Annotated in this window: 27 protein-coding genes and 3 pseudogenes; 16 read left to right on the plus strand and 14 right to left on the minus strand. The window is 38.8% G+C overall.

Annotated features, from left to right (window positions below):
- The 10 genes and pseudogenes from A194_RS17155 to cysK form a co-directional block, all read right to left on the minus strand.
- Positions 1-355, minus strand: a 355-nt coding sequence (locus A194_RS17155) for a PLP-dependent transferase (RefSeq protein WP_040402291.1), incomplete at its 3' end; no start/stop codon positions are given.
- Positions 355-1,281 (minus strand): PLP-dependent cysteine synthase family protein, encoded by a 927-nt coding sequence (locus A194_RS0103860; RefSeq protein ID WP_017185571.1) that lies wholly within the window; start codon positions 1,279-1,281, stop codon positions 355-357. The genes A194_RS0103860 and A194_RS17155, both read right to left, overlap by 1 nt.
- A gap of 1 nt (position 1,282) precedes the next feature.
- The gene (locus tag A194_RS0103865; protein ID WP_017185572.1) at positions 1,283-1,756 is read right to left on the minus strand and encodes an S-ribosylhomocysteine lyase; all 474 of its coding nucleotides are present in this window, start codon (positions 1,754-1,756) and stop codon (positions 1,283-1,285) included.
- A 56-nt stretch (positions 1,757-1,812) separates the two neighbouring features.
- The gene (locus A194_RS0103870; RefSeq protein ID WP_017185573.1) at positions 1,813-2,448 is read right to left on the minus strand and encodes a class I SAM-dependent DNA methyltransferase; all 636 of its coding nucleotides are present in this window, start codon (positions 2,446-2,448) and stop codon (positions 1,813-1,815) included.
- A gap of 256 nt (positions 2,449-2,704) precedes the next feature.
- Positions 2,705-3,517: a bifunctional hydroxymethylpyrimidine kinase/phosphomethylpyrimidine kinase gene (gene thiD, locus A194_RS0103875; RefSeq protein WP_017185574.1), complete on the minus strand. Its 813-nt coding sequence runs from the start codon at positions 3,515-3,517 to the stop codon at positions 2,705-2,707.
- A gap of 69 nt (positions 3,518-3,586) precedes the next feature.
- A pseudogene (locus tag A194_RS17160) lies at positions 3,587-4,800 on the minus strand (MFS transporter).
- A gap of 269 nt (positions 4,801-5,069) precedes the next feature.
- Positions 5,070-5,807: an ABC transporter ATP-binding protein gene (locus A194_RS0103885; RefSeq protein ID WP_017185575.1), complete on the minus strand. Its 738-nt coding sequence runs from the start codon at positions 5,805-5,807 to the stop codon at positions 5,070-5,072.
- Positions 5,808-5,813: 6 nt separating this feature from the next.
- Positions 5,814-7,416 (minus strand): annotated as a pseudogene (locus tag A194_RS17165) (ABC transporter permease).
- Positions 7,417-7,585: 169 nt separating this feature from the next.
- Complete coding sequence (locus A194_RS0103895; protein ID WP_017185576.1) at positions 7,586-8,677, minus strand: Fe(3+) ABC transporter substrate-binding protein; 1,092 nt, start codon at positions 8,675-8,677, stop codon at positions 7,586-7,588.
- Positions 8,678-8,967: 290 nt separating this feature from the next.
- Entirely contained in the window at positions 8,968-9,897 is a 930-nt protein-coding gene (gene cysK, locus A194_RS0103900; protein WP_017185577.1) for a cysteine synthase A, read from the minus strand.
- A 162-nt stretch (positions 9,898-10,059) separates the two neighbouring features.
- On the opposite strand from cysK, the gene kynA reads away from it, so the two are divergent.
- From kynA to A194_RS0103915, 4 genes are all read left to right on the plus strand, one after another.
- Positions 10,060-10,887: a tryptophan 2,3-dioxygenase gene (gene kynA / locus A194_RS0103905; protein ID WP_017185578.1), complete on the plus strand. Its 828-nt coding sequence runs from the start codon at positions 10,060-10,062 to the stop codon at positions 10,885-10,887.
- 254 nt (positions 10,888-11,141) lie between these two features.
- Positions 11,142-11,771, plus strand: a complete 630-nt coding sequence (locus A194_RS0103910) for a lysozyme inhibitor LprI family protein (RefSeq protein ID WP_017185579.1) — start codon at positions 11,142-11,144, stop codon at positions 11,769-11,771.
- 207 nt (positions 11,772-11,978) lie between these two features.
- On the plus strand, positions 11,979-12,110 hold the full coding sequence (locus tag A194_RS19630; protein WP_192808102.1) for an alpha/beta hydrolase: 132 nt from the start codon (positions 11,979-11,981) through the stop codon (positions 12,108-12,110).
- 72 nt (positions 12,111-12,182) lie between these two features.
- Entirely contained in the window at positions 12,183-12,551 is a 369-nt protein-coding gene (locus A194_RS0103915; protein ID WP_017185580.1) for a YybH family protein, read from the plus strand.
- A gap of 119 nt (positions 12,552-12,670) precedes the next feature.
- On the opposite strand, the gene kynB is transcribed toward A194_RS0103915, so the two are convergent.
- The gene (kynB, locus tag A194_RS0103920; RefSeq protein WP_017185581.1) at positions 12,671-13,291 is read right to left on the minus strand and encodes an arylformamidase; all 621 of its coding nucleotides are present in this window, start codon (positions 13,289-13,291) and stop codon (positions 12,671-12,673) included.
- A gap of 10 nt (positions 13,292-13,301) precedes the next feature.
- Positions 13,302-14,576: a kynureninase gene (gene kynU, locus A194_RS0103925; protein WP_017185582.1), complete on the minus strand. Its 1,275-nt coding sequence runs from the start codon at positions 14,574-14,576 to the stop codon at positions 13,302-13,304.
- Between the two features lie 99 nt (positions 14,577-14,675).
- Here kynU and A194_RS21120 point away from each other — a divergent pair, with 99 nt between their 5' ends.
- The 9 genes from A194_RS21120 (at position 14,676) to A194_RS20945 (ending at position 21,158) form a co-directional block, all read left to right on the plus strand.
- The gene (locus A194_RS21120; protein ID WP_337442935.1) at positions 14,676-15,008 is read left to right on the plus strand and encodes a flavin reductase family protein; all 333 of its coding nucleotides are present in this window, start codon (positions 14,676-14,678) and stop codon (positions 15,006-15,008) included.
- Between the two features lie 29 nt (positions 15,009-15,037).
- The gene (locus A194_RS21125) at positions 15,038-15,229 is read left to right on the plus strand and encodes a hypothetical protein (protein ID WP_337442936.1); all 192 of its coding nucleotides are present in this window, start codon (positions 15,038-15,040) and stop codon (positions 15,227-15,229) included.
- A gap of 22 nt (positions 15,230-15,251) precedes the next feature.
- A complete protein-coding gene (locus A194_RS0103935) occupies positions 15,252-15,845 on the plus strand; it encodes an anthranilate synthase component II (RefSeq protein WP_017185583.1) in 594 nt (197 codons plus the stop codon).
- A complete protein-coding gene (pabB, locus tag A194_RS17175) occupies positions 15,842-17,350 on the plus strand; it encodes an aminodeoxychorismate synthase component I (protein ID WP_050980477.1) in 1,509 nt (502 codons plus the stop codon). Before A194_RS0103935 ends, pabB begins: the two co-directional genes overlap by 4 nt.
- Positions 17,347-17,574 carry an aminotransferase class IV gene (locus A194_RS20940; protein WP_050980478.1) on the plus strand — a complete coding sequence of 76 codons (228 nt, stop codon included), beginning with the start codon at positions 17,347-17,349 and terminating at the stop codon, positions 17,572-17,574. The genes pabB and A194_RS20940 overlap by 4 nt, the downstream gene beginning before the upstream one ends.
- 14 nt (positions 17,575-17,588) lie before the next feature.
- Positions 17,589-18,542, plus strand: coding sequence for an alpha/beta hydrolase (locus tag A194_RS0103945; protein ID WP_017185584.1), 954 nt, complete (start codon positions 17,589-17,591; stop codon positions 18,540-18,542).
- Positions 18,543-18,657: 115 nt separating this feature from the next.
- Positions 18,658-19,221: a thioredoxin family protein gene (locus tag A194_RS0103950; RefSeq protein WP_017185585.1), complete on the plus strand. Its 564-nt coding sequence runs from the start codon at positions 18,658-18,660 to the stop codon at positions 19,219-19,221.
- A gap of 89 nt (positions 19,222-19,310) precedes the next feature.
- Positions 19,311-20,336 carry a threonine aldolase family protein gene (locus A194_RS17180; RefSeq protein WP_017185586.1) on the plus strand — a complete coding sequence of 342 codons (1,026 nt, stop codon included), beginning with the start codon at positions 19,311-19,313 and terminating at the stop codon, positions 20,334-20,336.
- A gap of 231 nt (positions 20,337-20,567) precedes the next feature.
- Entirely contained in the window at positions 20,568-21,158 is a 591-nt protein-coding gene (locus tag A194_RS20945) for a lytic transglycosylase domain-containing protein (RefSeq protein ID WP_423734738.1), read from the plus strand.
- A 49-nt stretch (positions 21,159-21,207) separates the two neighbouring features.
- On the opposite strand, the pseudogene megL reads toward A194_RS20945, so the two are convergent.
- Positions 21,208-22,382, minus strand: a pseudogene (gene megL / locus A194_RS17185) (methionine gamma-lyase).
- A 123-nt stretch (positions 22,383-22,505) separates the two neighbouring features.
- On the minus strand, positions 22,506-23,405 hold the full coding sequence (gene rarD / locus A194_RS0103970; RefSeq protein WP_017185590.1) for an EamA family transporter RarD: 900 nt from the start codon (positions 23,403-23,405) through the stop codon (positions 22,506-22,508).
- A gap of 150 nt (positions 23,406-23,555) precedes the next feature.
- Between rarD and A194_RS0103975 the strand changes: the two genes are divergently transcribed.
- The 3 genes from A194_RS0103975 to A194_RS0103985 all read left to right on the plus strand — a co-directional run bounded on the left by A194_RS0103975 (position 23,556) and on the right by A194_RS0103985 (position 25,449).
- Positions 23,556-23,846, plus strand: coding sequence for a HesB/YadR/YfhF family protein (locus A194_RS0103975; RefSeq protein ID WP_017185591.1), 291 nt, complete (start codon positions 23,556-23,558; stop codon positions 23,844-23,846).
- A gap of 15 nt (positions 23,847-23,861) precedes the next feature.
- A complete protein-coding gene (locus A194_RS0103980; RefSeq protein ID WP_017185592.1) occupies positions 23,862-24,305 on the plus strand; it encodes a hypothetical protein in 444 nt (147 codons plus the stop codon).
- A gap of 136 nt (positions 24,306-24,441) precedes the next feature.
- Positions 24,442-25,449: an ArsR/SmtB family transcription factor gene (locus A194_RS0103985; RefSeq protein ID WP_017185593.1), complete on the plus strand. Its 1,008-nt coding sequence runs from the start codon at positions 24,442-24,444 to the stop codon at positions 25,447-25,449.
- The last annotated feature ends 13 nt before the right edge of the window (positions 25,450-25,462 follow it).

A 25,462-nucleotide genomic window follows, 5' to 3' on the forward strand; every position in this document is an offset into this window, starting at 1 on the left:
CAAAAGTTGAATCAATCCCTAATCGGTTCATTACGTTTGTCATGACACGGTAAGTACCACCGTAAACGTCATCAGTAAAAATAACGTGATCCCCACTATTTAAGAGCATCATCGTTGACGTAATCGCGGCCATTCCTGATCCAAAGGCAAAACCACGTGTTCCACCTTCGATATCTTTAATGAGTTCTTCTAAAGCATGACGTGTTGGGTTACCTGTACGTGAATATTCATACCCAGAATGCTGACCAGGTGCTTCTTGTTGATAGGTGCTCACTTGATAAATTGGTGTAGAAACAGCACCCGTTTCTTTGTCACCGAAAATACCACCATGAATGAGCTGTGTTTTTTTACGCATTATGACTCCCATCCTTCATAAATATTTTGACTTAAGTATCGTTCGCTACTATCAGGAAACACTGTAACGATGTGACTTCCTTCTTCAGCCACTTCAGCTTCTTGAATGGCTGCTTGAAAAGCAGCACCAGAAGAGCTTGCCACGAGTAGTCCTTCTTTAATAGCGATCTGTTTCATCCGATTAAAGGCGACTTCATCTGTAATTGTATGAACAGCATCAAAAAGGCGTTCTTCCATATAATCGGGTATAAATTCCATGCCGATTCCTTCTGTTGCATGAGGTCCTGGCTCTCCACCGTTTAGAATGGATCCTTCTGGTTCAACGATTACCGTTTTAATTGATTCATTTTGTTCTTTTAAATATTTTGCCGTCCCTTGAAAAGTACCACCAGTGCCAGCACCGGCTACAAACACGTCAATTCGTCCATTAAGGTCACGGTAAAGTTCTGGACCTAACGTTTTGTAATACGTATTTGGATTCGCTGAATTGGCGAATTGAGCAGGGGAGAAAGCATCATCTGATTTAGTAACTAACTCATCTGCCTTTTCAATCGCGCCTTTCATTCCTAACTCAGTTGGTGTATTAATAACTGTTGCACCTAATGCTCGCATTAACGTTTGCTTCTCTAGACTGAACTTTTGCGGAACGACAAAAATGACATTAAACCCTTGATTAATCGCAGCTAATGCAAGGCCGATCCCAGTGTTTCCTGCAGTAGGTTCAATAATTGTCCCGCCAGGCTTAAGTACCCCACGGTTCAAAGCATCATCTAAAAGCTCTAACCCTAGACGGTCTTTCACGCTTCCGCCAGGGTTCATAAATTCTAACTTCGCAAATAGTCGGCATTGATTCGGAATGTGAACGTTTGTTAGTTCAATTAAAGGCGTGTTCCCGACTAAGTCTTGCACGCGACTGACGTAATTCATATTAGGCTTCCTCTCCAAACACATCTTTCCATTCGTCTTTACGGTCTAAAATCTCTTGTGCAAGCTGTTTAGCACCTTCTAAACTATGGTTTGCAGCCCAACCGCACTGGACCTCATTACAGGCAGGCACTTCATCAGCCTCTAACACATCTTGGAACGTTTTTTCTAACGCATTTAAAATTTCATCGTAGTCATCATGGTTTAAAACTGCTAAATAAAATCCTGTTTGGCACCCCATTGGTCCAATATCAATAACATGATCTAAATGGTTACGGCTCTTCTCTGCCATTAAGTGTTCGATTGAGTGTAGGGCATCCATTTCCATATGCTCTTTGTTCGGTTGTTTAAAGCGAATGTCATACTTATGAATTTTGTCCCCGTTTTTTCCTTCAGTAATGCCAACTAGGCGTACGTATGGCGCTCTAACTTTCGTATGGTCTAAATTAAAACTTTCAACGTTCATTTTTTCCGTCATATTAAAACTCCTCCTCAAAAGTACTGAAAATTCTATCTATTTATATGATAACGCAATTAGCTCTTTTTAGCATGCGTTAACCAAACGAAATCATTAAGCTTTTCAAACTGAACTTGATACCCTGCTTCGTGGAGCATCATTTTCATGTTAGTTACTGTCGTGTAATATTCTCGATTTAAATCTTCAGCAAGATCGAAAAACTGCTTCGCCTTTGCCGTATTGATCATATCTTCATGCGCTTGCTCATTAACAAACATCGTATCAGCGAAAATGATCTCGCCAGACTCACTTAATAGTGAATAATAAAGCTCAAATGCTCGCTTTTTTTCGTCGTCTGTTAAGTGATGAAAAGCATAAGAGCTAATAATTGTATTCACCTCACCTAGCTTTGGGAAACTTAAAAAGTCACCATCGTGAATGGTAAGGTAGGGGAACCGTTTTTCTGCAACGAGACGCATATGTTTGTTTGGTTCTACAGCCACTAATTCAACGCCTTTTTGTAAAACTTTTTCTGTTAGGTTGCCAGTGCCAATGCCGAATTCTATTGTTATACCGTTTGTTCTTTTAGCGACTTCTTCAAGAATGTCGTCGTAATGTTCGAAGACGGCTTTATATTGCTCATCTCTACCTTGTACAGTCGTATCATACGAATCTGCCCACTCATCAAATATATGCATAAACTCACGACCCATGTCGTCCACCTCTTATAGTTTATTTAACCTACCTGTTTAGTAGGGATTAAAAAGATTATACCATAGCATATGTTTCAAAAGCAAAGAGTGAGAGCCTATTTGTGGAGAGAAGGAGGAGGGAATAAAAAAGAAAGCCCAATGAAATGGACTTTCTCTGCTGCAATTATATAGTCTTCGTGTGGGAATATTTCCTCCCTCGCGGAAAATAGGGTTATAAACGGACGAGGTTGGAGAAAACAAAAGCCCTAAAACACGCTTATCGCTGTATTGTTGTTGCATCACGGTTAGCAAATTGGTTAACCGGACCAACATATTCATTCAATTTCCAAGATTGTTCGATCGCATTCGTAATGAATTGCTTTGCAAATCGTACAGCCTCTTCAGGTGTTTTACCTGTTACAATCGATGCTGTAACGGCTGATGCAAATGTGCAGCCAGCACCGTGATTGTATGGTGTGTCGATGACATTATTATCGATTGTGATCATATCACCGCCGTTATAAAAAACGTCAATCGCCTTATTACCTTCAACTTCTGAGCCACCTTTAACGATGACATGTTTCGCACCTAAGTCGTAAATACGCTTAGCAGCTTCTTTCATTTCATCAACTGTTGTGATGTTATTCATTTCTGCTAGTTGACCTGCTTCAAATAAGTTAGGTGTCGTAATAAGGGCTTTAGGAACGAGAAGTTCGCGTAAAGCTTTCGCATTTTCAGGATATAAAGGTTCATCTTGACCTTTACAAGCTAAAACAGGGTCAACAACAGCATCTAAGTTATACTTTTCAATCGTGTCAGCGGCTAGTTGAATAATTTCAGTTGTTGGTAACATACCTGTTTTCATAATATCGACACCGACACCATCAAGAATAGTCGAAACTTGTGCTTTTACCGTGTTAATTTCCATAGGGTAAACATCATGGGCCCAACTGTTGTTAGGGTTTTGAGCGACGATCGTCGTTAAAGCCGTCATTCCATAAACGCCTAATTCTTGATAAGTCTTTAAGTCGGCTTGAATACCAGCGCCTCCGCTTGTATCTGAACCAGCTAGTACAAAAACCTTTTTCATAGGTGAGACCTCACTTTCGTATTTCCTTCCATAAGCATTTTAACGTTATTTTAGTCATTTGCCAATCTATTAATTCGATGTATTAGCAGGGTCTTTACTAATTACACTTTTGTCTATTTTAGTTGATTCTGATTCTTTCCACTTAGTAATAAGTAAGGCGATTCCTGAGGCTAATAAAAGCGCACTTGTTACATAGAAAACAGAACCAATGCCATAGTAACCGGCGACAATACCTCCCATGACAGGACCAATGACGTTACCTAAAAACCTTAAGCTTGTATTGTAACCTAAAACTTCACCTTGAATAGCAATCGGTGCATTTTGACGTATATAGGCCATCCTTATTGGAATAATCCCACCTAATGTAACACCAAGTAAGAAACGTAAAATAACGAGTTGCCATACTTCCGTAACCATACCACCAGGGAAGTAGACGATCGCTGCTAAAATAACGAGCAGTATTAAAATTTTGTCATAGCCGACTTTATCAGCAATAATTCCCCAACGCCGAGTCATCAGCAAGTTCCTAACCCAGTGATGGAAAAGGCGATTCCAGATATTAAGGCTAAGTTCGCTGGTCCGTTTAATTCGGCGACATATAAAGCTAAGATCGGTTGAATCGAGAAGTGAGCAATTTGTACGAACATCGAGATGATCAGAACCATTAATAACATCGGATGACGTACGATGTGTTGAAGCACTTCTTTTTTAGAGTAATATTCTTTATCATCTTTTTCTGCAGGTAACCTAACTTCTTTAACACCAATGGAAACGAGAATGGCTGCAATAAAGAGAGCAACCGCTGTATATTGAAACGCTTCAGCAAAACCGATCCAGTCTGCTAAAACACCACCTAATAGTGGCCCCATTAATGTTCCGGTTACAGTACCTGTTTGTAAAGTTCCTAGTACACGGCCTGATATTTTTTTAGGTGTCTGTGTAGATATGAGTGCTTGTGATGTTGATATGAAGCCGGCGAAAATACCCATCAGGAGTCTTAAAATGAAAAGTTGAATAACGGAATTGACATAACCCATCGTGAAAACACTGATGGCTAGTCCAAATCCCATCGCGACTAGGATCGGTTTTCGCCCGAAACGGTCACCAATCCGTCCCCAAATAGGTGAGAAAATAATAGCTGTTACAAATGTAATAGCAAATGTCCAGCCTGCCCATGTTGTCACATATTCTTTTGAAAAGTCTCCAAATGTTTCAATATAAAGTGACAAAAATGGCATTACCATCGTCATGCTACCAGCTATAAAAAAGTTGGCAAACCACATGATTGCCAAGTTACGTTTTGCGAGTCGTTCGTGGTCCAAATCGTACCCTTCTTTCTAATATTTCGTATTACGATTATTTCGGCAGTCTAAATATAACAAATAATTTTATTATTGTCGAGTTAATGGCTTACAAGCGGTGGGCGAGAGGGGAGGAAAAGCTTAGTCATATCAATGATTTTTGAAAATTGTAAAATTATTTTTTGGACAAAAATCCCAATTCCTATTGTCACAACGGAATTGGGATATCATACATTATATATGATTAACTTTTAGACACGAGAAAGGACACGAGGCTTAACAGGCATACGATCAGCAAAGTTACAGTCTGTGCCAAGAATTTCTTGTGCAGTGCCGACTTGAGCAACTTCACCTTCACGTAAAACGACAATGCGATCAGCTAATGCTTGTGAATCATCTTGGTCGTGGGTTACAAAAATCGATGTAACACCAGTTGACTTAATAATACGTCTTAGCTCTTCACGAATACGGATTTGCAAGTCAGCATCTAAGTTACTAAACGGTTCGTCAAACAGTAACAGTTTAGGCTTTGGTGCTAAAGCTCTCGCAAGGGCTACACGTTGTTGTTGACCACCACTTAATTCAAACGGATAACGTTTACGGTAGTCTTCTAAGTTTACAAGCTCAAGCACTTCACCGACACGGTTTTTCTTATCTTTGCGTGACCACTTTTGAAGACCGAACTTAATGTTATCTTCAACCGTCATGTGAGGGAAGAGAGCATAATCTTGAAACACCATGCCAACTCCGCGCTTTTCGGGTTGTGTAAAGCTCGAATTACTGCACATACAATGGTCACCAACCATAATGTTTCCGTTAGTCGGCATTTCCAAGCCAGCAATTAAACGCAAGATCGTACTTTTACCACTACCTGATTCACCAAGAATTGAAATAATTTCACCTTGATCAATTGTTAAGTTAAAGTCATTTATTGTATTGTCCTTTGAATTCGGGTATTTAAAAGCTAAGTTTCGAATGTGAACAAACATAACTCATTACTCCTTTTCTAAGACGTGATGAAACACATAAATCGCAATACCACTTACTAAAATAATAAAGATTGAAGGGATCGCTGCCTGTTGAATCATTTCATCTACTGCATATTGATAAGCCTTAGTCGCTAACGTATCAAAGTTAAACGGACGTAAAATTAACGTTAATGGCAATTCTTTCATAATATCGATGAAAGCTAAAATAAAACCACCAAATATCGCGCCACGTATTAATTTCATATCGACTTTAAAGAATGATTTCGTAACACTCATGCCGAGCATACGTGATGCTTCGGTAAAGTTCGTGCCAATCCGGTCAAAGCCAGATTCAATCGAGTTGTAACCGACCGCCAAATAACGAATGACATAAGCAAAGACTAACATAAATAAGCTTGTGCTTATGAGTAATGTCGGCTCCAAACCAAGCCACTCATAGAAACCAAATAATTGACGGTCTAAAGCGGTAAACAATGTTACAACACCAACTGCAATAACAGCACCAGGTATAGAATATCCTAAAATCGTAATTTTTGGAAACGTTTTGGCTAACATGCCTCTGTTCAAACGTGCGAAGTTGCTAATGACAACAGCCATAATAACAATGATTGTTGAGGCGATAAACGCAACGCTTACAGAGTTCCAGATGAGCTGCCAAAAATCTTGTGAGAAAAACTGCTCATAAGTCATTGTTGCCCAATAAACTAATTGGATCACCGGTATAATGAAACCGATTGAAAAAATAAACATACAAAAGCTGAATGCATACCACTTTTTTGGGCCTTCAAGTTTGACAGGCTGCAACAACTTAACTTTTGTCGTTGTGAAACTAAATTGACGCCTGCCACGAGCAATTCTTTCTAATACTAGTATACCAAGAACAATGACCATTAATGTACCGGAAAGTTTTACTGCTGATTGTAAGTCACCCATGCCAAACCAAGTTTGGAAAATAGCAGTCGTAAACGTCTGAATACCATAGTAACTAACAACGCCGTAGTCATTGAGCACTTCGAGAATAACTAAACTAACTCCCGCGATAATCGCTGCTCGTGAGATCGGAAGAACAACGCGGAAATAAATACGCCATGAGCTACTTCCTAAAATACGAGCATTTTCCACGAGGCTGTAGACTGACGTGCCAAAAACGCCTTCGTAATAGTATATACATAAGGAAATAAAAATATGGTTAAAATAAAGATTGCACCAGGCATGTTCATAATGTTGAAATACTGCTGGTTGACGGTAACATCAAATTGGTTTCTAAGTGATGTTTGAATAACACCAGTATAATTTAGTATGCCATGATAAGTATAGGCACCTATATATGGGGGAATAGCTAAAGGTAGAATCATTCCCCATTGGAAAAATCGGCGCATCGGGAAATCATAAGCGAAATGATCCAAGCTAAACTTGTGCCGATAAACAAGGTCAAAATACCTACGAAAAACACAAGGATTAGCGTGTTTTGTATATAATTTTGTAACATATATTCGCGTATATGAAGCCAATTTTCATTTGGTTCTGCGAAAAACTGTACGATGATTGAAAGGTTTGGTAATAACACGAGCAAAACGAATATTACACTTAATACGGTCCATAAATTCATCGTTGTTTTAAGAGATCTAAACCATTTCAAAAAGACACGCCCTTTACTAACTAAGCAACCTTTCCTATCATACTAAAAATAAAACTAAAACAAAAGGCATAATACCGCCCCAAATACTGGAGCGGTATTAATTTTTAGTTTTTCGTCACATTCAGTTTTGGGTGGTGATTTATTCGAAACCTACTTCATTGAAAATACGCGTTGCTTCTGCACTATTTTCACCTAAAATTGAAAGGTTAATATCTTGTGATTCAAACTCGCCCCACTCTTGGATCGTTGAAGCCGCTTCAACATTAGGGTTTACAGGATACTCATAGTTTGCAGCTGCAAACGTTTCTTGAACTTCTTCAGTCGTTAAATATTCAATTAGTTTAACGGCATTTTCAGGGTTTGGAGCGTTTTCTGCTAATCCAACACCACTGACGTTAACGTGTGTACCTGTTGTTTCTTGATTAGGGAAGAAGATGCCTAATTGCTCTGCGACGTTCACTTCTTCTTCATCAGGTGAATTTAACATACCACCTAAGTAGTAAGTGTTCATAATTGCTACGTCACCTTCACCTGCAACAACAGCACGTGCTTGGTCACGGTCGCCACCTTGTGGTGAACGAGCTAAGTTATCATGAATTTCTTGTGCCCAGTCTTTCGCTTCCTCACGTCCATGTAATTCAATAAATGAAGCCAGTAATGATTGGTTATAAACATTTTCTGATGAACGGATTAACACGCGGTCTTCCCATTCAGGTTCTGTTAATGCTTCGTAAGTTGATAACTCTTCAGGGTCAACACGATCTTTATGGTATGCAATAATACGTGCACGCTGAGTTAAACCAACCCATTCGCTGTCACGATCGCGCATATTTTCTGGAACATTTTCATTTACAATGTCACTTTCAATTGACTGTAATAATCCTTGATCTTTAGCGCGGTGTAAACGACCAGCGTCAGCTGTGTAGAATAAGTCAGCTTCAGATGCTTCACCTTCGCGGTTCATACGCTCGATTAATTCATCTGCAGCACCGTTAATGATATTAACTTCAATGCCTGTTTCTTCTGTGAAATCAGCATAAATTTCATCATCTATATCATAGTGACGACTCGTGTAAATGTTTACTTCACCAGCTTCCTCATCACCTTGACCAGTTGTACCTTCAGGTTGTTCCTCATTTTGTGGTTCTTCATCTCCGCCACCACAAGCGACTAAGACGACAGCTGTCATGCATAAAGCTATCATCATGAATACATATTTTCTATTTAACATGTTTGAAACTCCCTTTCTATGTAGTTTATATAAATAGTTGAGAATGATTATCAACCTCACACATTCTATTTTTACTGATGATCATTCTCAAGTCAATTACTTTTTAATAAAAAACTTCTATTTTCACTAAAAAGTTGAAAACAGCTTGCCATAATAGTATGGCAAGCTGTTAGGGGATTAATGCTAAATAACTTTGTATTATTTATTTGGCGTTCGCTGTGGACTTATCGGCGCTCAGCGAATTTTATCGGCGCTCGCAGCCAACTTATCAGCGCTCACACAATCTACAATTAAAAATCAAACAAGTCACCAGATAAGTAGCGTTCACCTGAGTCTGGTATGATTGCGACAACGACTTCACCTGGTTGTTTGCGCTTAGCGACTTCAATAGCTGCATAGCATGATGCACCTGCAGATGTTCCGACTAAAATGCCTTCTTCACGTGCGAGGCGACGAGCGATATCGTAGGCTTGATCGTCTTCAATGCGGAAGATTTCATCATATATGTCTTGATTTAAAATGTCAGGGATAAAGCCAGGGCTTGTTCCGACTAGTTTGTGTTTACCTGGTTTACCACCTGATAGAACAGGACTTCCAGCTGGTTCAACAACGTGAACGGACATATCCTCATACACTTTCTTAAGCTCTTCACCTGTTCCAGTAATCGTGCCACCAGTTCCAGCTGTTGCAACAAATGCTGAAAGTGGCTTATCAATTTGCTCCATCGCTTCAACAATTTCTTTTGCTGTTGTGTGGCGGTGGGCATCAGAGTTAGCTTCATTTTCAAACTGCATCGGCATGAAGCTGTTCGGAATTTCATCCATTAATTCTTTAGCACGACGAATGGCACCTGGCATTTTCTCATCGCCTGGTGTTAACTCGACTTTTGCACCGTAGGCTTGTAATAGATTAATTCTTTCTTTCGTCATCGTATCAGGCATAACGAGAATCGCTTTATATCCACGAGCAGCTGCATTCATCGCAAGCCCAATGCCTGTATTACCGCTTGTTGGCTCAATGATTGTGGAACCTTCTTTAAGAAGTCCAGTGCTTTCAGCTTCTACCATCATATTGTAAGCTGCGCGGTCTTTTACACTACCACTTGGATTATAAAATTCTAATTTTAAATAAATGTCAGCACCGTTAGCGGGGTTTAGCTTGTTTAGTTTCACTAACGGCGTATCACCAATTAATTCTGCGATATTGTTTACAACACGCATATTTGTCACATCCTTCGTTAATCTAAAATCCATTCCCTAGTTTACCAATTGGTTTTAACTAAATTCAACAAATGAATATGAGATCCTTTTATTTATTTTATCACAATTACATTTTATACATTTGTCATATGTTAAGATAAAAGAAAAAAGGAGCGTTTCATCATGGCGTTTGAGAATGAAAAGGGGATCCATACTGATTTTAAAGATCGAATGACTTACGGCGATTATTTAGATTTAGATTCGATTTTAAATAGCCAAAACAGACTTTCTGATCATCACGATGAAATGTTATTTATTATTATTCACCAAGTAAGTGAGCTGTGGATGAAATTAACGTTGCATGAGTTACAAGCTGCAATCAATGCCATTCAAGAAGAGTCCTATCAGCCAGCATTCAAAATGCTAGCGCGTGTTTCAAGTATTCAAAACCAAATCATTAAAGCTTGGGATGTTTTATCAACGATGACGCCAAGTGAGTATTTAGGTTTCCGAGACCAGTTAGGTAATGCCTCAGGCTTTCAATCTTATCAATACCGAATGGTCGAGTTTGCATTAGGGTATAAGACTCCGCACGTCATTAAAATATATGAAAAAGAACCAGAGCTACAAAAGCAGTTGATCGAGGCTTACGAAGCACCAGGATTGTATGATGTTGCCATTCAAGCATTAGCTAAGGAAGGGTTCGACATTGATGAAAAAGTGCTGAATCGTGACCTGACTAAAACGTATGAAGAAAATGAAAGTGTTGAACGTGCTTGGATTGAAGTATATCAAGATACTGAACGTTATTGGAATTTATATCAGTTAGCTGAGAAGTTAGTAGACCTTGAAGATTGGATGCAACAATGGCGTTTTCGTCATATGAAGACTGTTGAACGTATTATAGGCCATAAGCAAGGAACAGGTGGCTCATCAGGCGTTGGTTATTTAAAACAAGTGTTAGACCATTATTTCTTCCCGGAGTTATGGAATGTAAGGACGAAGCTGTAATTTACCCATTAAAGATAGGAGCCGAATCAAACTGACAGGTTATGGTTAAAGGTGCACACAGATAGGAACGGATATATTTTCACATGTGAATTCTCATTTGAATTCACGTGTTTTATTTTGCAAGCCACTCAAAGTTGAATAGAAAAGTATGTTAAAATTTAAATTAGGGTGTAAAAATTTGTGAAGAAGTGTACTTAAACTAACGAAGCAGAAGAATTAAAAGGAATGTTCACTATGAAGGGGATGACTGGATTATGAAAAATAATACGAAAAATATATTAGTAATCTTTGCTATGGTATTTGTAGTTTTATCAGCTGCTTGTGATTACTCAACTACAAAGTCAAATGCTGAATTGGACAACCACTCACAAAATAATCACTCAACAGACGTAAATGACGATTCTTCTAATGTTAATTCAATAGAAAGCGACTCTAACGTCAATAACAAAGTAGAAACAAATAAAAAAGAAGATAATTCAAACAATGTACCTGTAAAGGAAGAAGATTCTCCGACTAATAATACTGAAGAAAGCTTGAAGGAAGAGTACCTGGAAAAATTAAATGACGCTAAAAGAGTAACTAAAGGTTTGGAAGCACTGGATTCATCGACATACGCCTTGCAAAAAGTGGAGAGCGATAGGCTGGATATTTGGGATGAATTATTGAATGAAATTTATGGAGTTTTAAATGAACAACTGCCCCAAGACGAGATGGACCAATTAAGAGAAGAACAACGGGGTTGGATAGAGTATAGAGATAACAGTGCACTCGAAGCTTCACAAAAATATAAAGGTGGTACGCAGGAGAACTTAGAATATGTGGCTGTTCTGGCAAACCTTACAGAAGAAAGAAGCTTTGAGTTGGTTGAGGATTATATGAAGTAAATCTTTTTTACTAAGAAGAAAACTTAAATGTGAACTACTGTACTTAAAGTAATGGTTAGGGTCTTCAAAATGGCTTCTTAACTTAAACAAGTAAGAAGTGAATATTCATTATAAACACTGATGTGATTAATAGAAAAACCATTAGTTGTTCTGTCAGCAGGAAATAAAACTCATTATTCGAAAAAATCACAAGTATTATGGGATGAAATGCAGAAAGAGATCTCTAGTTTATCATCAAAAAGCGAATTCATAATTGCTGAAAATAGTACCCATTATATACACGATGATGAACCAGAGGTTGTAGTTAGTGCAGTACAAACTTTAATAGACAATATTTAGGATCACTCTTTAGCTAACGTGAGCAGTTTTGTTTAATAATAGGATTTGAAACGCCAAGGAGGAGTATTTTCAATGAATTATGAAGAAGCATTAAAAAAATATATAGAAGCTACTAATACACATGACTTTAATAATGTTAAGAAGGTGCTTCATGAGAAAGCGATTTATTGGTTTACAGATAAAACATGTAACAATATAAGTGAAATTCAGAAATACTTTGAAAATGCCTGGGACCTTATAAAAGAAGAGGTTTATACAGCTCATGACATTCGTTGGATTTCAACTGACCAAAATTCTGCAACATGTATTTACTCATACCATTATGAGGGATATCATAACGGTAAATTAGTGTCAGGTAATGGGAGGGCAACAAACATATTTATAAAGACGGACAATAATGAATGGAAGTTAGTACATGAACACTTGAGTAGTCTATCATAGCATTGAACGAACGAGGGCGTATTTACAGAATAATAAAGGCGTTTGGACTTTATTCCAAACGCCTTTTTTCGAGTTATTTATTTGTAAACAGAACCCTCTAGAGCCGAACGGCACCTATTTTAACTCTTCGTCTCTAATATAGCGCGAACAGGCGACCCGTCAGCGCCTTCAATTTTTAAAGGTAAGGCCGTTAAGTGGTATAGGCCTGGATCAACGTCTTTTAAATCAAGTCCTTCTAAAATGTGAATGCTATTCGCTTCAAATGCATGATGTGTATCAAGTGTTTTACTTTCAATTGGGTCGACAGAAGGTAGGTCAACACCAACTAATTCAACACTATGTTCTCTGAAAAATTCACCTAATGCAGGGTCTAATAAAGGGGTTTCAGTCGGGAAGTGAGATGAATCTTTCCAAGCCCCAGTCTTTAAAATGACCCTTCTTATTTGAGTTAAATCAACTAGTTTTAAATCGTCTGGCGTAATTTGTGCTTTCGTTGTCACATCAACAATTAAGACGTCGCCAACATATAAATCGAGCGGTAATTGATCAACTGTTAAACCACTGTCATTGAAATGGTAAGGTGCATCGATATGAGTCGCGGTATGGCAGCTCGTCGTTAGCTGACCGACATTGACTGAACCTGTTTCTGCTTTTGACCAAGACAGTTCATATGAAAAGGGTGTATCACCTGGCCAAGTCGGTGTGTCTTGATTTAAAGTGCGAGAAATATCAATGATCATATTAAGCCTCCTAAGCAATGACGTCGCGTTCGTTGTTATACTTCTTATAAATTTTGTTTTCCATAATTTCTTTTAATATTTGAACCGTACGGTATACGTCATGATAAGTGACATAGAACGCAACAGGTGCTAGTCGAATGACGTTCGGTGAGCGGAAATCGGGTGTCACGTCGTAATCTTTGAGCGCTTTGCAAATGCTTGCTGCTTCGTCATGTTCTAAACAGACATGTCCGCCACGACGTTCATCTTCTTTAGGGTTTCCAATAGTAAATTCATATTCACCTAAAAGTTGTTCAACTAAATACATTAAGTAAGCTGTTTTATGGAGCGATTTTTCACGAATATTTTCAATGCCTGCTTCTTCAAACAACTCAAGCGAACCGATTAGTGGTGCCACGCTTAAGACGTGTGGTGTGCCGATCTGGTAAGCTCCCGCATCTTCAGCTGGCGTAAAAGTATGCTCCATATCAAACTGCTTCTCTTTGTCTGAACCAAACCAGCCAGTTAAGCCTGGTGTTTTACCAAAATGGTTCTCATGTACGAAAAGGCCTGCAACGCCACCTGGACCACTGTTGACATACTTATAATGACACCAATAAGCGAAATCAACACCAGCATTATGGAAATCGTGAGGAATAACCCCGACAGAATGACAGCCGTCAAATCCGATCAGAATGCCACGCTCATGAGCTGCTTTCGTTAACTTATCAATATTTAGTAGTTGTCCGCTACGATATAGAACAGTCGGTAAAATGACGAGTGCTACATCATCAGTCATCGCTGCAATGATGTCATCTTCTTCAATGGTGCGACCGTCACGACTTTTTACCCGAATAAGGTGTTCATCTGGGTCATACCCGTGTAGCTTTAACTGGCTTTGTAAGGCATAAATGTCTGATGGGAAGTTTAACTCATCAGCTAAAATTTTCGTTCGACCTTCTTCAGGTTGATAAAAGCTACTGACAAGTTGATGTAAGTTTGTCGTCGTAGAGCCTGTGACGACGACTTCATCAGGTTTTCCACCAACTAATGGTGCCATACGTTCGCCTAAGTCTTCGGATAAATAAAACCACGGATGATCACCACTCATCCAGCCACCAATCGCGTAATTTTTCCATGCTTCCGTCACGTTATGTAACGATTGTTCAGCGCGCTTAGACATTAATCCTAGTGAGTTTCCATCCATGTATATATGGTGGTCGTTTATATAAAATTCATCTTTAAAATGCTTCAGTTCATCTTGTTGGTCAAGTTCGTGTGCGAATTGTTCATCTCGTTTAAACAAAGCAATCCCTCCTTGTACTTCAATATATCATAATTGAGGTCATTCTGGATGATTTTCTGTTAAACTAAAATAAGATAAATGAAGCAGGAGGGGAAGTTAATGAGAAAGCCGACAGATCGCACGGTAATGCATAGTTATCCGGGGATGGTAGCCATTGTGACAGCATCTTTTAATGGACAAGATAACGTCATGGCAGCAGGGTGGCATTCGTATATCTCATTTGATCCACCAATTTATGGTGTAGCGATTGGACATGAGCGCCATACATATGAATTGATGAAAAAATCAGGGCAGTTTGCCGTTCATTTTTTGCCGATGGAAAAAGCACAATTTATCCAACAAGCAGGCGTGTATACGGGAGCTAGTGCGGATAAGTTTCTGTTAGGTGAAATAGAGTATGATCGTGCATTACAATTGATGCGCCGATTTTAAAAGATGCTTACGTTGCTTATGAGTGTAAAGTGATTGATGTGAATAAGTATGGTGATCACGATTGGTTTGTCGGGGACATTACCCAATTTTACCGTGATGATGACATGTTTTTAGACAATGGTTTACCTGATGATGAGAAGTTGACGATTCCGCTTTACCTTGGCCGTTCAACTTATACGACAACAGGTGAGCGCGAAAAATACCGGGTACGTCGAGACTAACGAATGATGGCAGGGATGTAACATGATAGTTATGATCGATCATTATGATTCTTTTACATATAATCTAGTTGACTATTTTGAGCAAGCGGGCGTAGAGGTTAAAGTCGTTAAACACGATGAAGTCACGGTAAAAGAGCTTCAACAACTTAACGTTGAAGCGGTTGTGTTCTCACCAGGACCCGGTCAGCCGAATGATGTGCCAAATAGTATAGAAATTTTACGAGCAGTACAAGGTGAAATTCCTGTATTAGGCGTTTGCCTAGGCTTTCAAATTATCGTTCAATCTTTTGGCGGTACGATTGAAAAGGCTCATGCACCTATGCACGGAAAAGTGGAGTGGGTGACACATGACAATAAAGGCGTTTATGACCGTATACAATCACCTACGGCTGTGACGCGTTATCATTCATTAATTGCGCGAAAAAATAACATACCTAAAGAACTGCAAATCACAGGCGAGACTGACGGCGGTGAAGTAATGAGTGTTAGACATAAACATTGGCCAATTGAAGCGGTACAATTTCACCCTGAAGCAATCTTAACAACGTATGGGCTGAAAATGGTCGAAAACTTTGTTGTCGCGAACCGTTTAACGAGGCAGGTGAAGCAGTCGTGAGTGATGTGAAGTTAACGTTTCAATTTAAGCACCGTTGGCTTGAAAGTGATTCATTACATTTTCGTGAACCGGTTAAAATTTTACAAGCCAATACAATTGAGGAAGTCGAACGAACGATTAAACAAGCTGAAACTTACGCTCAAAGTGGGTATTATGTGGGCGGGTTTGTCAGTTATGAAGCGGCACAAGCCTTTTTATCTCATTTGCCTTTTCATAACGTCAATGAGCTTCCTTACGTTTGGTTCGGTGTATTTGAAAAGCCTGTTGAGCACACAGTTACACCTAGTGAAACGTTTGTTCATACTGAATGGAAACCAAATACGAGTAAACAAGCTTATGAACAAGCGATTCAAACGATTCATAGCTTGATTTCCCAAGGGATTACTTATCAAGTTAATTATACGCTACGACTCATAGCTGAACTAGAAGGTGTTGATTCAGTAGCTTGGTACAACCAGCTTGCTCAAGCTCAACAAGCTAATTATACGGCACTATTACAAATCGGTTCGCATGACATTCTATCAATCTCTCCGGAATTATTTTTCGCATCGAATGGTCATACAATTGAAACAAGACCGATGAAAGGAACGATGCGAAGAGGGTTAACGGTTGAAGAAGATGACCAGCTTAAGGTGCAACTATCTGAGTCGACTAAAGACCGTGCTGAAAATGTCATGATCGTTGACTTACTTAGAAACGACGTGTCACAAGTAGCGAAAGCAGGAACGGTTCAAGTGCCTGAGTTATTTACGATTGAACATTACCCTACTGTTCATCAAATGACTTCAACTGTGAAGGCAGAGTTAAAAGAAGATGCGGGACTAGTCGATCTATTTAAAGCTTTGTTTCCGTGCGGGTCGATTACAGGGGCGCCGAAACAAAGCACGATGGAACAAATCTATCATTTAGAAAATAGCCCCCGTGAAGTGTACTGTGGTGCTATAGGTTTATTAACCCCTCATGGTGAAGCAGTCTTTAACGTTCCAATCCGAACCGTTTTATACAATAGAGAAACAAATCAGGCCGTCTATGGTGTCGGTGGTGGGATTACATGGGATTCTTCTGCTGAAGGGGAATATGAAGAAACGGTAGATAAAGCACGCGTCTTATATCGGAAAGCAAAACCTTTTCAGTTGCTAGAGACGATGCTTTTAAAAGACGGTGTTATTGAACTGGAACTTGAGCATATGAACAGACTTAAGCGCTCAGCTAAATATTTTAATATAAACTTGGGTGATCCAGCTTTAACAGAATCAATTGTCAAAATTAAAGCTAACAACCATGGCGAAAATAGAGTACGTCTACTAGTCGATCAACAAGGGCAAGTAAATTATGAGCTTCAACAGATCACTAATACGCCAAAACAACTGCAAGTAGCTCTAGCACATGAGCCAATCCGAAAAGGTAATGCTTTTTTATACCATAAAACAACGAATCGATCTTTCTACAATGAACGAATGCGCCCAAATGTTGATGAGACGTTACTATGGAATGAAGAAGGTTGATTACTGAATTCACGACAGGAAATGTCGCTTACAAGCTAGAAGGTAAATGGTATACACCACCAGTTAAAGACGGTCTATTACGTGGGACTTATCGCGAGCGGTTGTTAAAAGAACAACAAATCATAGAGCGCAGCCTAGCAAAAGATGACCTAGAAACAGTTGATGGTCTAGCCTTTTTTAATAGTGTTCGAGGGTGGAAGACAGTCCACTTAATTAATGAATAAAGGGGAATCTTGAGGTGAAAAAGAAACTACTCATTAGTTTAGGTAGTCTTTTCGTTATTGTGTTAGTTGGATTAGCTTTTGCAGGAAATTATTTTTACGATCAAGGAATCAAAAGGGGAACTGAAGTTGAGCTTCACCGTGAAGATGAAGCGGTTAATGTTGTTGCGACCGATGAAAGTCAGATGCTGATCGATAAAGCAAATGATTGGTACGACGAACAAGAAACAGAAATCATTGAAATGACGGCTTATGATGAATTGAATTTAGTGGCGCAGTTCATTGAGGGTGATTCCGATGAGGCTAAGGCTGTTATTTTAGCTCATGGCTTTAGAAATACGAGTGATAATATGGGGCAGTTAGCTAAGTTTTATTACGACAAAGGCTTTGATATTCTCATTCCTGATGCGCGAGGTCACGGTGAGAGTGAAGGGGATTATATAGGCTACGGTTGGCATGATCGTCATGATTATGTGGATTGGGTCGATGTGTTAGTTGGAGATTATAGTGCAGAAGACATTATATTGCACGGGAATTCAATGGGAGCAGCAACCGTTCTTATGACTAGTGGTGAAGAGTTGCCTGAGGAAGTAAAAGGTATTATTGCTGATAGTGGCTATAGTTCGGTGAAAGATGAATTGGCTCACCAGTTAAACCATATATATGGCTTGCCAGCATTTCCTTTACTTGAAGTAACGAGTGTCGTGACGAATATACGCGCTGGTTATACGTTAGGTGAAGCGTCTGCCATTGATCAAGTTAAACAAAATGAGCTTCCGCTGTTCATTATTCATGGTGAAGATGACGACTTAGTTCCGACTGAAATGGCTTATGAAATTGCAGAAGCAACTTCAGGGGATTATGAATTGTGGGTTGTACCTGGTGCAGGTCATACAAAAGCTTTTGACAATGTAACAGAAGAGTTTTATGAACGGGTTAGTCACTTTATAAATACTGTTTTAGATGAGTAGAAATTAAGAGTAAAGAGTATATTCTATCCTTTACTTTTTTATTGAGCAAGTTGTTTGCTCCTTATGACCAGGTTGTAGATAATGAGGTTAATATTCAAGTGAAAAGAGGGGTTCTATGAAAACGGAAGAGCAGTATTTTCAAGAAGGAATTACACTTCAACAATATATGAGTCAAATGAGCAAACTTCAGGAAGAGAGTTTTAATGTGTATGAAAATTTTCAGTTACCGAATGATAGTTTAGTCGAGGAGTTAAAAGGTCAGTCGCTTCACTTCTTAATTATTACAGAAGATTGGTGTGGCGATGCGATGATGATTAACCCTATTATTCGTCACTTAGCTGAAGCGGCAGACATTGAAGCACGCGTTGTCATGCGTGATGACGATCCAAACTTAATTGACCGTCATTTAACGAATGGCGGCCGGGCAATTCCAATCGTCTTAATTATAAACGATGAAGGAGTGCTCGTTGGCAAATGGGGACCTAGAGCACCAGAAGTACAACAACTCGTTGATGACTATAGAGATTCATTTCCACCAAAAGATGATCCGAATTTTGAAACAAAACAAAAAGAAATGATTAAGATATTAACGAAAAGGTATTCTGAAGATTCAACTTTATGGAACTATGTTTACGACAGCATTAAAGTGACACTTCACAACATATCTATTAAGAAATAATCACCGTCCACTATTTTTGCAATTAGCCGTATTGTATAATAAATTCAACGACAATAGTAATGAATCTATGAAGTAGTGAGGTGACTCTTATGATCGATTTACGAAGTGATACAGTTACGAAACCGACTCAAGAGATGCGAGAAGCTAGCTTTCACGCTGAAGTTGGTGACGATGTTTACGGTGAAGACCCGACTGTTCAGCTATTAGAAGAAAAAGCAGCAGAAATGTTAGGAAAAGAAGCGGCATTGTTTGTGACTAGTGGTGTCCAAGGTAACCAGATTGCTGTTTTAACGCATACGAATCCAGGTAATGAAGTGATTTTGGAAGAAGAATCCCATTTGTTTTATTATGAAGGAGCTGCGATTTCAGCGTTTGCTGGTGTGCAACCACGTACCGTGAAGGGCAATCGTGGCGCGATGCATCCAGCTGGTGTTGAAGCGGCGATTCGACCAGAGGATGTTCACTTACCTGAAACAGGACTAATTGTCTTAGAAAACACGCATAACCGTGCTGGCGGTGCTGTTATTCCACTTGAAACGATGCGAGCGACATATGATGTAGCCAGCCGTCATGGCATTCCGGTTCATTTAGACGGTGCAAGGCTGTTTAATGCCGTCGCGGCGACAGGTATTTCAGCTAAAGAGTACGCACAGTTTACTGATACGGTTCAAATTTGCCTATCAAAAGGACTCGGTGCACCAGTTGGGTCGATCATTGCTGGTTCACAAGAATTTATTAACCATGCACGCAAATGGCGTAAACGTCTAGGTGGAGGTTTAAGACAAGTAGGGATTATCGCAGCACCAGCTATGATTGCATTAACCGAGATGTCTAAGCGACTTCACGAAGACCATGAATTAGCTAAAGATATTGAAGAAGTCATTAAAGAAGCTGGTTTTGAGTTAGCTTATCCAGTAGAGACGAACATTGTTATTATGGACGTGGCCAAGACAAAAATGTATGCTGAACAGATGGTAGAGAAGCTTGAAGCCTCTGGTATAAAGGCTGTTCCATTTGGTCCAACGCTAGTTCGATTCGTCACACACTATGACATTTCAAAAAAAGATATAAAAATTTTTCAAAAAGTCTTTAAATCTATAAAAAATACGTTATAATAGTAAGTGGAAAATAGTAGGGGAACGTCTGAGCTGTCCAAGAAGTTATTTGGGGAAATAATTTCTATATATCAGGTATTTCCTTACCTCATGTTGATCCTGGTTGATTTGAAATCAATCAGGATTTTTTTGTTTAATAGGTGAATTCATGCAAGTTTAATTAAAAATCTTGTCAAATTGTGGTATAATTTAAATAGATTTTGTCTTATATATAATGGGGTGGATATAGTGATCGATTCACGTATGTTAGAAGTGCTAATGAACTATAGACGGTCAGTTCAGAGTACTCCTCTACTTAATGATGACCAAAAACAGAAGCTTGAAGGAGCTTCGTTTGAAACGCTTTTTATGAATCAGCTAGGGTTAAGCAATCATCCAGCTACACCTTTCACTTCTAGTGAAAGTGAACTGGGCATTCAGCCAAGTATGCAAGTTAGTCCAGCTTTAAACAATGATGATTCCAGCTTTAAGGACATTATAGAAGATGTAGCTTCTCGTTATAATCTCGACACCGACTTAATTCGTTCTGTTATTCAAGTTGAGTCAGGTTTTAACCCACAAGCTGTTAGTCACGCAGGTGCTCAAGGCCTTATGCAGCTTATGCCAGCTACAGCTGATTCATTAGGTGTTCAAAACGTATTCGACCCAGCACAAAATATAGAAGGTGGCGCTCGATACTTAAGAGATATGTTAGATCGGTATAATGGAGATCAAGAACTCGCATTAGCAGCCTATAACGCCGGACCTGGTAATGTAGACTATTACGGTGGAGTGCCACCATTTGAAGAAACTCAAAACTATGTTAATCGGATATTAGGTTAAAAAAGTTCAAGCGACTACAAATCGCTTGAACTTTTTTTGGTTTTATATACTACATCTGATCTAAGGCTTGGTTTAAATCATTCCAAATATCTTCCCATGCTTCTAACCCACACGACATACGAATTAATGAATCGGTAATGCCCATGTTTAGTCGGCTTTCTTCTGGAACAACAGCATGCGTCATCGTCGCAGGATGTTGAATAATAGATTCTGCATCCCCTAAACTAACAGCTAGCTTAATAAATGATAAACGGTTTAAAAAGGCTTGAGCTTCTTTTTTACCACCTTCAATTTCAAAGGCAATAACACCAGCTCCAAGTTTCATCTGCTTTTTGGCCACTTCATAATCTGGATTGTTCTGATCAAATGGGTAATGAACACTTTTAATTTTCGGATGTTGTTTTAGCTGTTCAACGACTCTTTCTGCATTTTGTGAGTGACGGTCCATGCGGATAGGAAGCGTCTTTAGACCTCTTAGTAATAACCAAGCATCAAATGGTGAAAGAATACCTCCAATATCTTTCTGTGTTGTCATCGCGACTTCTGAAATAAAGTCCTCTTTACCAACTAATAAACCAGCAACAACATCACCATGACCGCCAATGTATTTAGTCGCACTATGAAGAACAATATCACAACCTAAATCGATTGGTCGCTGTAAATAAGGCGAAGAAAAAGTGTTGTCCACAACAACAGGAATGTTAAACTCCTCTGCTACACGTGCAACCATTTCCAAATCAATAATTTTCATCGTTGGATTAATAGGAGTCTCAACATAAATTAATGATGTATTGTCTTTAATTTGTTTACGTAATATATCCTCTGACTCCATTAAACTATAATCAGATTGTATATTATATTTTTCTCTCATTAGTTCTAGTAAACCAAATGTACAACCGTATAGCCCTTGAGAGCATAATATGTGATCATTAGCTTTCGTTAAGGCGATTAACGTTGCTGAAACAGCAGCCATCCCTGAAGAAAAAGCTAAACCGGCTTCAGCATTTTCTAAAGATGCAATGCGCTCTTCTAAGTGGCGAACAGTTGGGTTTCCTAAGCGAGAATAAATAAAGCCATTGTCTTCTCCTGCAAAGCGTTTTTCCCCTTGTTCAGCATTGGCAAATGTGTAAGTTGAAGTTTGATAGATTGGCGTTGATAAACTATCGAAATGTTCTTTCGACTCATAGCGTGGTGAATAACATCAGTTTCAAATCTTTTCGTCATGAAATGTCCTCCTCTTACCCTTTTTGTATTATTGTAACACAAATAATGAAAGCGCTTTCTAAAATTGAGAAAAATTTAAAAATGACATGTAGAAATGAAACAAAGCAGAGAGTCCTTAACTCTCTACTTTTGAACTTGAGCCATTTGTTTTAACTGTTTCACCCGTTCATAGGTGTATAAGGTTAAACCGATCCAAATTAGGGTAAATGTAATAGCATGAACCGATGTAAATGGTTCATTAAATAAGAATACGCCTAAAAGGAGCATAATCGTTGGTGCAATGTATTGTAGGAAGCCAACTAATGATAGCGGAATTCGTTTAGCACCTTGAGCAAATAGTAATAAAGGAGTAGCTGTTGCAAGACCTGTTCCGATTAATAAAACACCAGTCCAAGAAAGGCCCATTGCTCCAACTTGTACCCATTCCAAATGAATAATATAAATAAGCGCAACTGGTAAAACGATGACCGTTTCAATCGCTAAGCCGAATATCGCATTTAAATTGACGATTTTTTTCAATAAGCCGTAAATGGCAAATGACACAGCGAGCAATAAAGCAGCCCAAGGGACATCACCGAAGTTATACGTCATATATCCTACACCAGTTAATGCGAGAACAATCGCAATCCATTGTAATTTTGAGAAACGCTCATTCAAAAAAATAAAGCCAAATAAGACGCTAATCAGTGGATTAATGTAATAACCGAGACTTGCATCTAACACCCGTTCAGAGTTAACAGCCCATATGTAAGTCACCCAGTTTATACTGATCACGATTGAAGCAACAGAAATGCCAAGAGCTGTTCTCCAGTCGGTAAAAAGGGTCCGGGATTCTGTCATAAATAAGTGCCACCTACGAATGACGAATATGAACACCATCATGAACGCAAAAGACCAAAGGATTCTGTGAGCTAAAATTTCCCATGCCGGAACGTACTCAAGTATTTTCCAATAAAGCGGGAGAAATCCCCATAGTATGTAAGCGAATGTAGCATATAATGTGCCAACTTTTTCGTCGTTCAATCGATTCCCCCCTTTACTTCTCTAAAGCATGAATAACGTTTATAAAATTTTACGACACCCGAAAGATTTTTGCAATATGAAGTTAGAAACTTTTGAGTTGTTGTTCACAGTTATGTTAGATAAACTAAAATTATAAGGAGGCCTTTAACTATGGAAATACACGTAACAGAGCAAGCAGTAGACTGGTTTTATGATGAAATGGACCTTGAAACAGGAGATGTGGTGAATTTCTTCCCGAAGTATGGAGGCACTTGTTCGTTTCAAAAGGGCTTTTCGATTGGAATGGCAATCGGCAGAGCACAAGAGCCAGAGGTTGAAACAGAGAAAAAAGGAGTCACTTTCCAAATTGATGAAAAGGACGTATGGTTCTTTGATGGGAAAGATCTATATATAGGCCTTAAAGACGGAGAAGTAGAGTATTCAGATGGACCAATTGAGTAAAGAGGGGATTACGAAATGGGATGGGCGAGAGAGGAAGCATTTGATTTTCTAAAAACAGTTTATACAGATGATGTCATGCAACAAGAAAAGCGTCGTGTTTTTAAACAGGTGAACCGACAGTTGTATGAGCGTCTCGATGACTTAGCCATTAATAACGCTTTATCTGAACAAGTAGAAAAACAACTAAAGCTTTTTAAAGACTTTACTTTTATGCCAGGAGACAACATCTTTCAATCAATGCGCTACTTATTTTTGCTTGCGCGAGGTGAGAAAGAAATGGACCGGCTTACAACGAGAAAGCATTTAGATCGTGTTTATAACTCGTTATTCAAAGCAGCCGGCATGCAAAACCCGATTATTCCGGATCATTTTTGGGAGACACCAATTGGGATTGCTTGCCGCATTGCAGAGGACGGTGTTGAAGCGGTTTATCCAATATTGGATGAAATGGTAGATTAACACTTCCTTTATGAGGGAGTGTTTTATTTTTGTATGGTGTTTTGATATAAATCGAAACAGTGTGTTGATTAATTCAGAAAAAAGTTGTAAACTTTTAAATAACATGACATACGATAATAATCGAAAGGGTGTTTTTATGGAAGTTAAATGTGAATTTGATAAGCATCTAATGGCTGATTTTATTGCTTTTGCATTTCGGGTTGCAAATGTAGGGGAGGGGGAGGAAGAAGAGAAATACAAAGCGCTAATTCGAGAAAGTGAAGGGGAAAAGTGGATCGAGTCAGTTCATCATAAATTATCGACTGACGAACTGAAAGAACTACAAGTCTTTTTCCAAAAAGATAGTCATATCGCTATTTCGATCATGCCGTATTGGTATAGTCAAGGCTCGCTTTCTTCCATAGAGGCACTGCTCGATTCAATTCGTGCAGTAGATGAAACAGAGCTAGTTGAGTGGATGGTCAATACGAGCTTTGTAGATGATTCAGTTAAACAATTACCAGTAGAAAAAAGAATAAAGTCTTTACCCATTCCAGAAGAAGAAAAGTGGAAGTTAATTTATTTCATTCAGCATCCTAATGAAATAAAAGACCGATTATGTCAATTGTTACAGCGCCTCTATGATCAGCACTATGCCAACTTTGAATCATTAGTGTCGACTAAAATAAAAGAAAAAGTTGAACAATTTAACAATCAAAAGTACAACGAGTTTATTAAAGAAATGGCGGCGCAATATACGAATTGGGATGGAAATAAAAAGCTTGTTGTTATTCCTTCTTATTCGATGAGTGTTGGATTTATAAGTTTTGATGAGGCAGATTTTAGCTTACTAGTTGTTGGTATAGAGAGGTTTGGTCTTAGTCAAAAAATGCGTGATGAAAAAGAAGTATTAGAGCTTTTGAAAATCTTAACAGATGAGCGTCGATTTAATATGTTAAGGCTTTTAAAGCAACGTGCACATTATGGTTTTGAAATTGCGCAACAATTAAGTGTTTCAAATTCAACCGTTTCACACCATTTAGCTATACTTCTTAACCACGGATTTGTTCAGTCAAAACGAGACGAAAATAAAGTTTACTACGCAATCAACCAAGATGAAGTGAAATCGGTGATTAAAGAGTTAGAAGAATTGTTTCTAACTTAAGAGAGGCTGAGAC

This window comes from Alkalibacillus haloalkaliphilus C5 (assembly GCF_000269905.1).
Classification (GTDB): Bacteria; Bacillota; Bacilli; order Bacillales; family Alkalibacillaceae; genus Alkalibacillus; species Alkalibacillus haloalkaliphilus_A.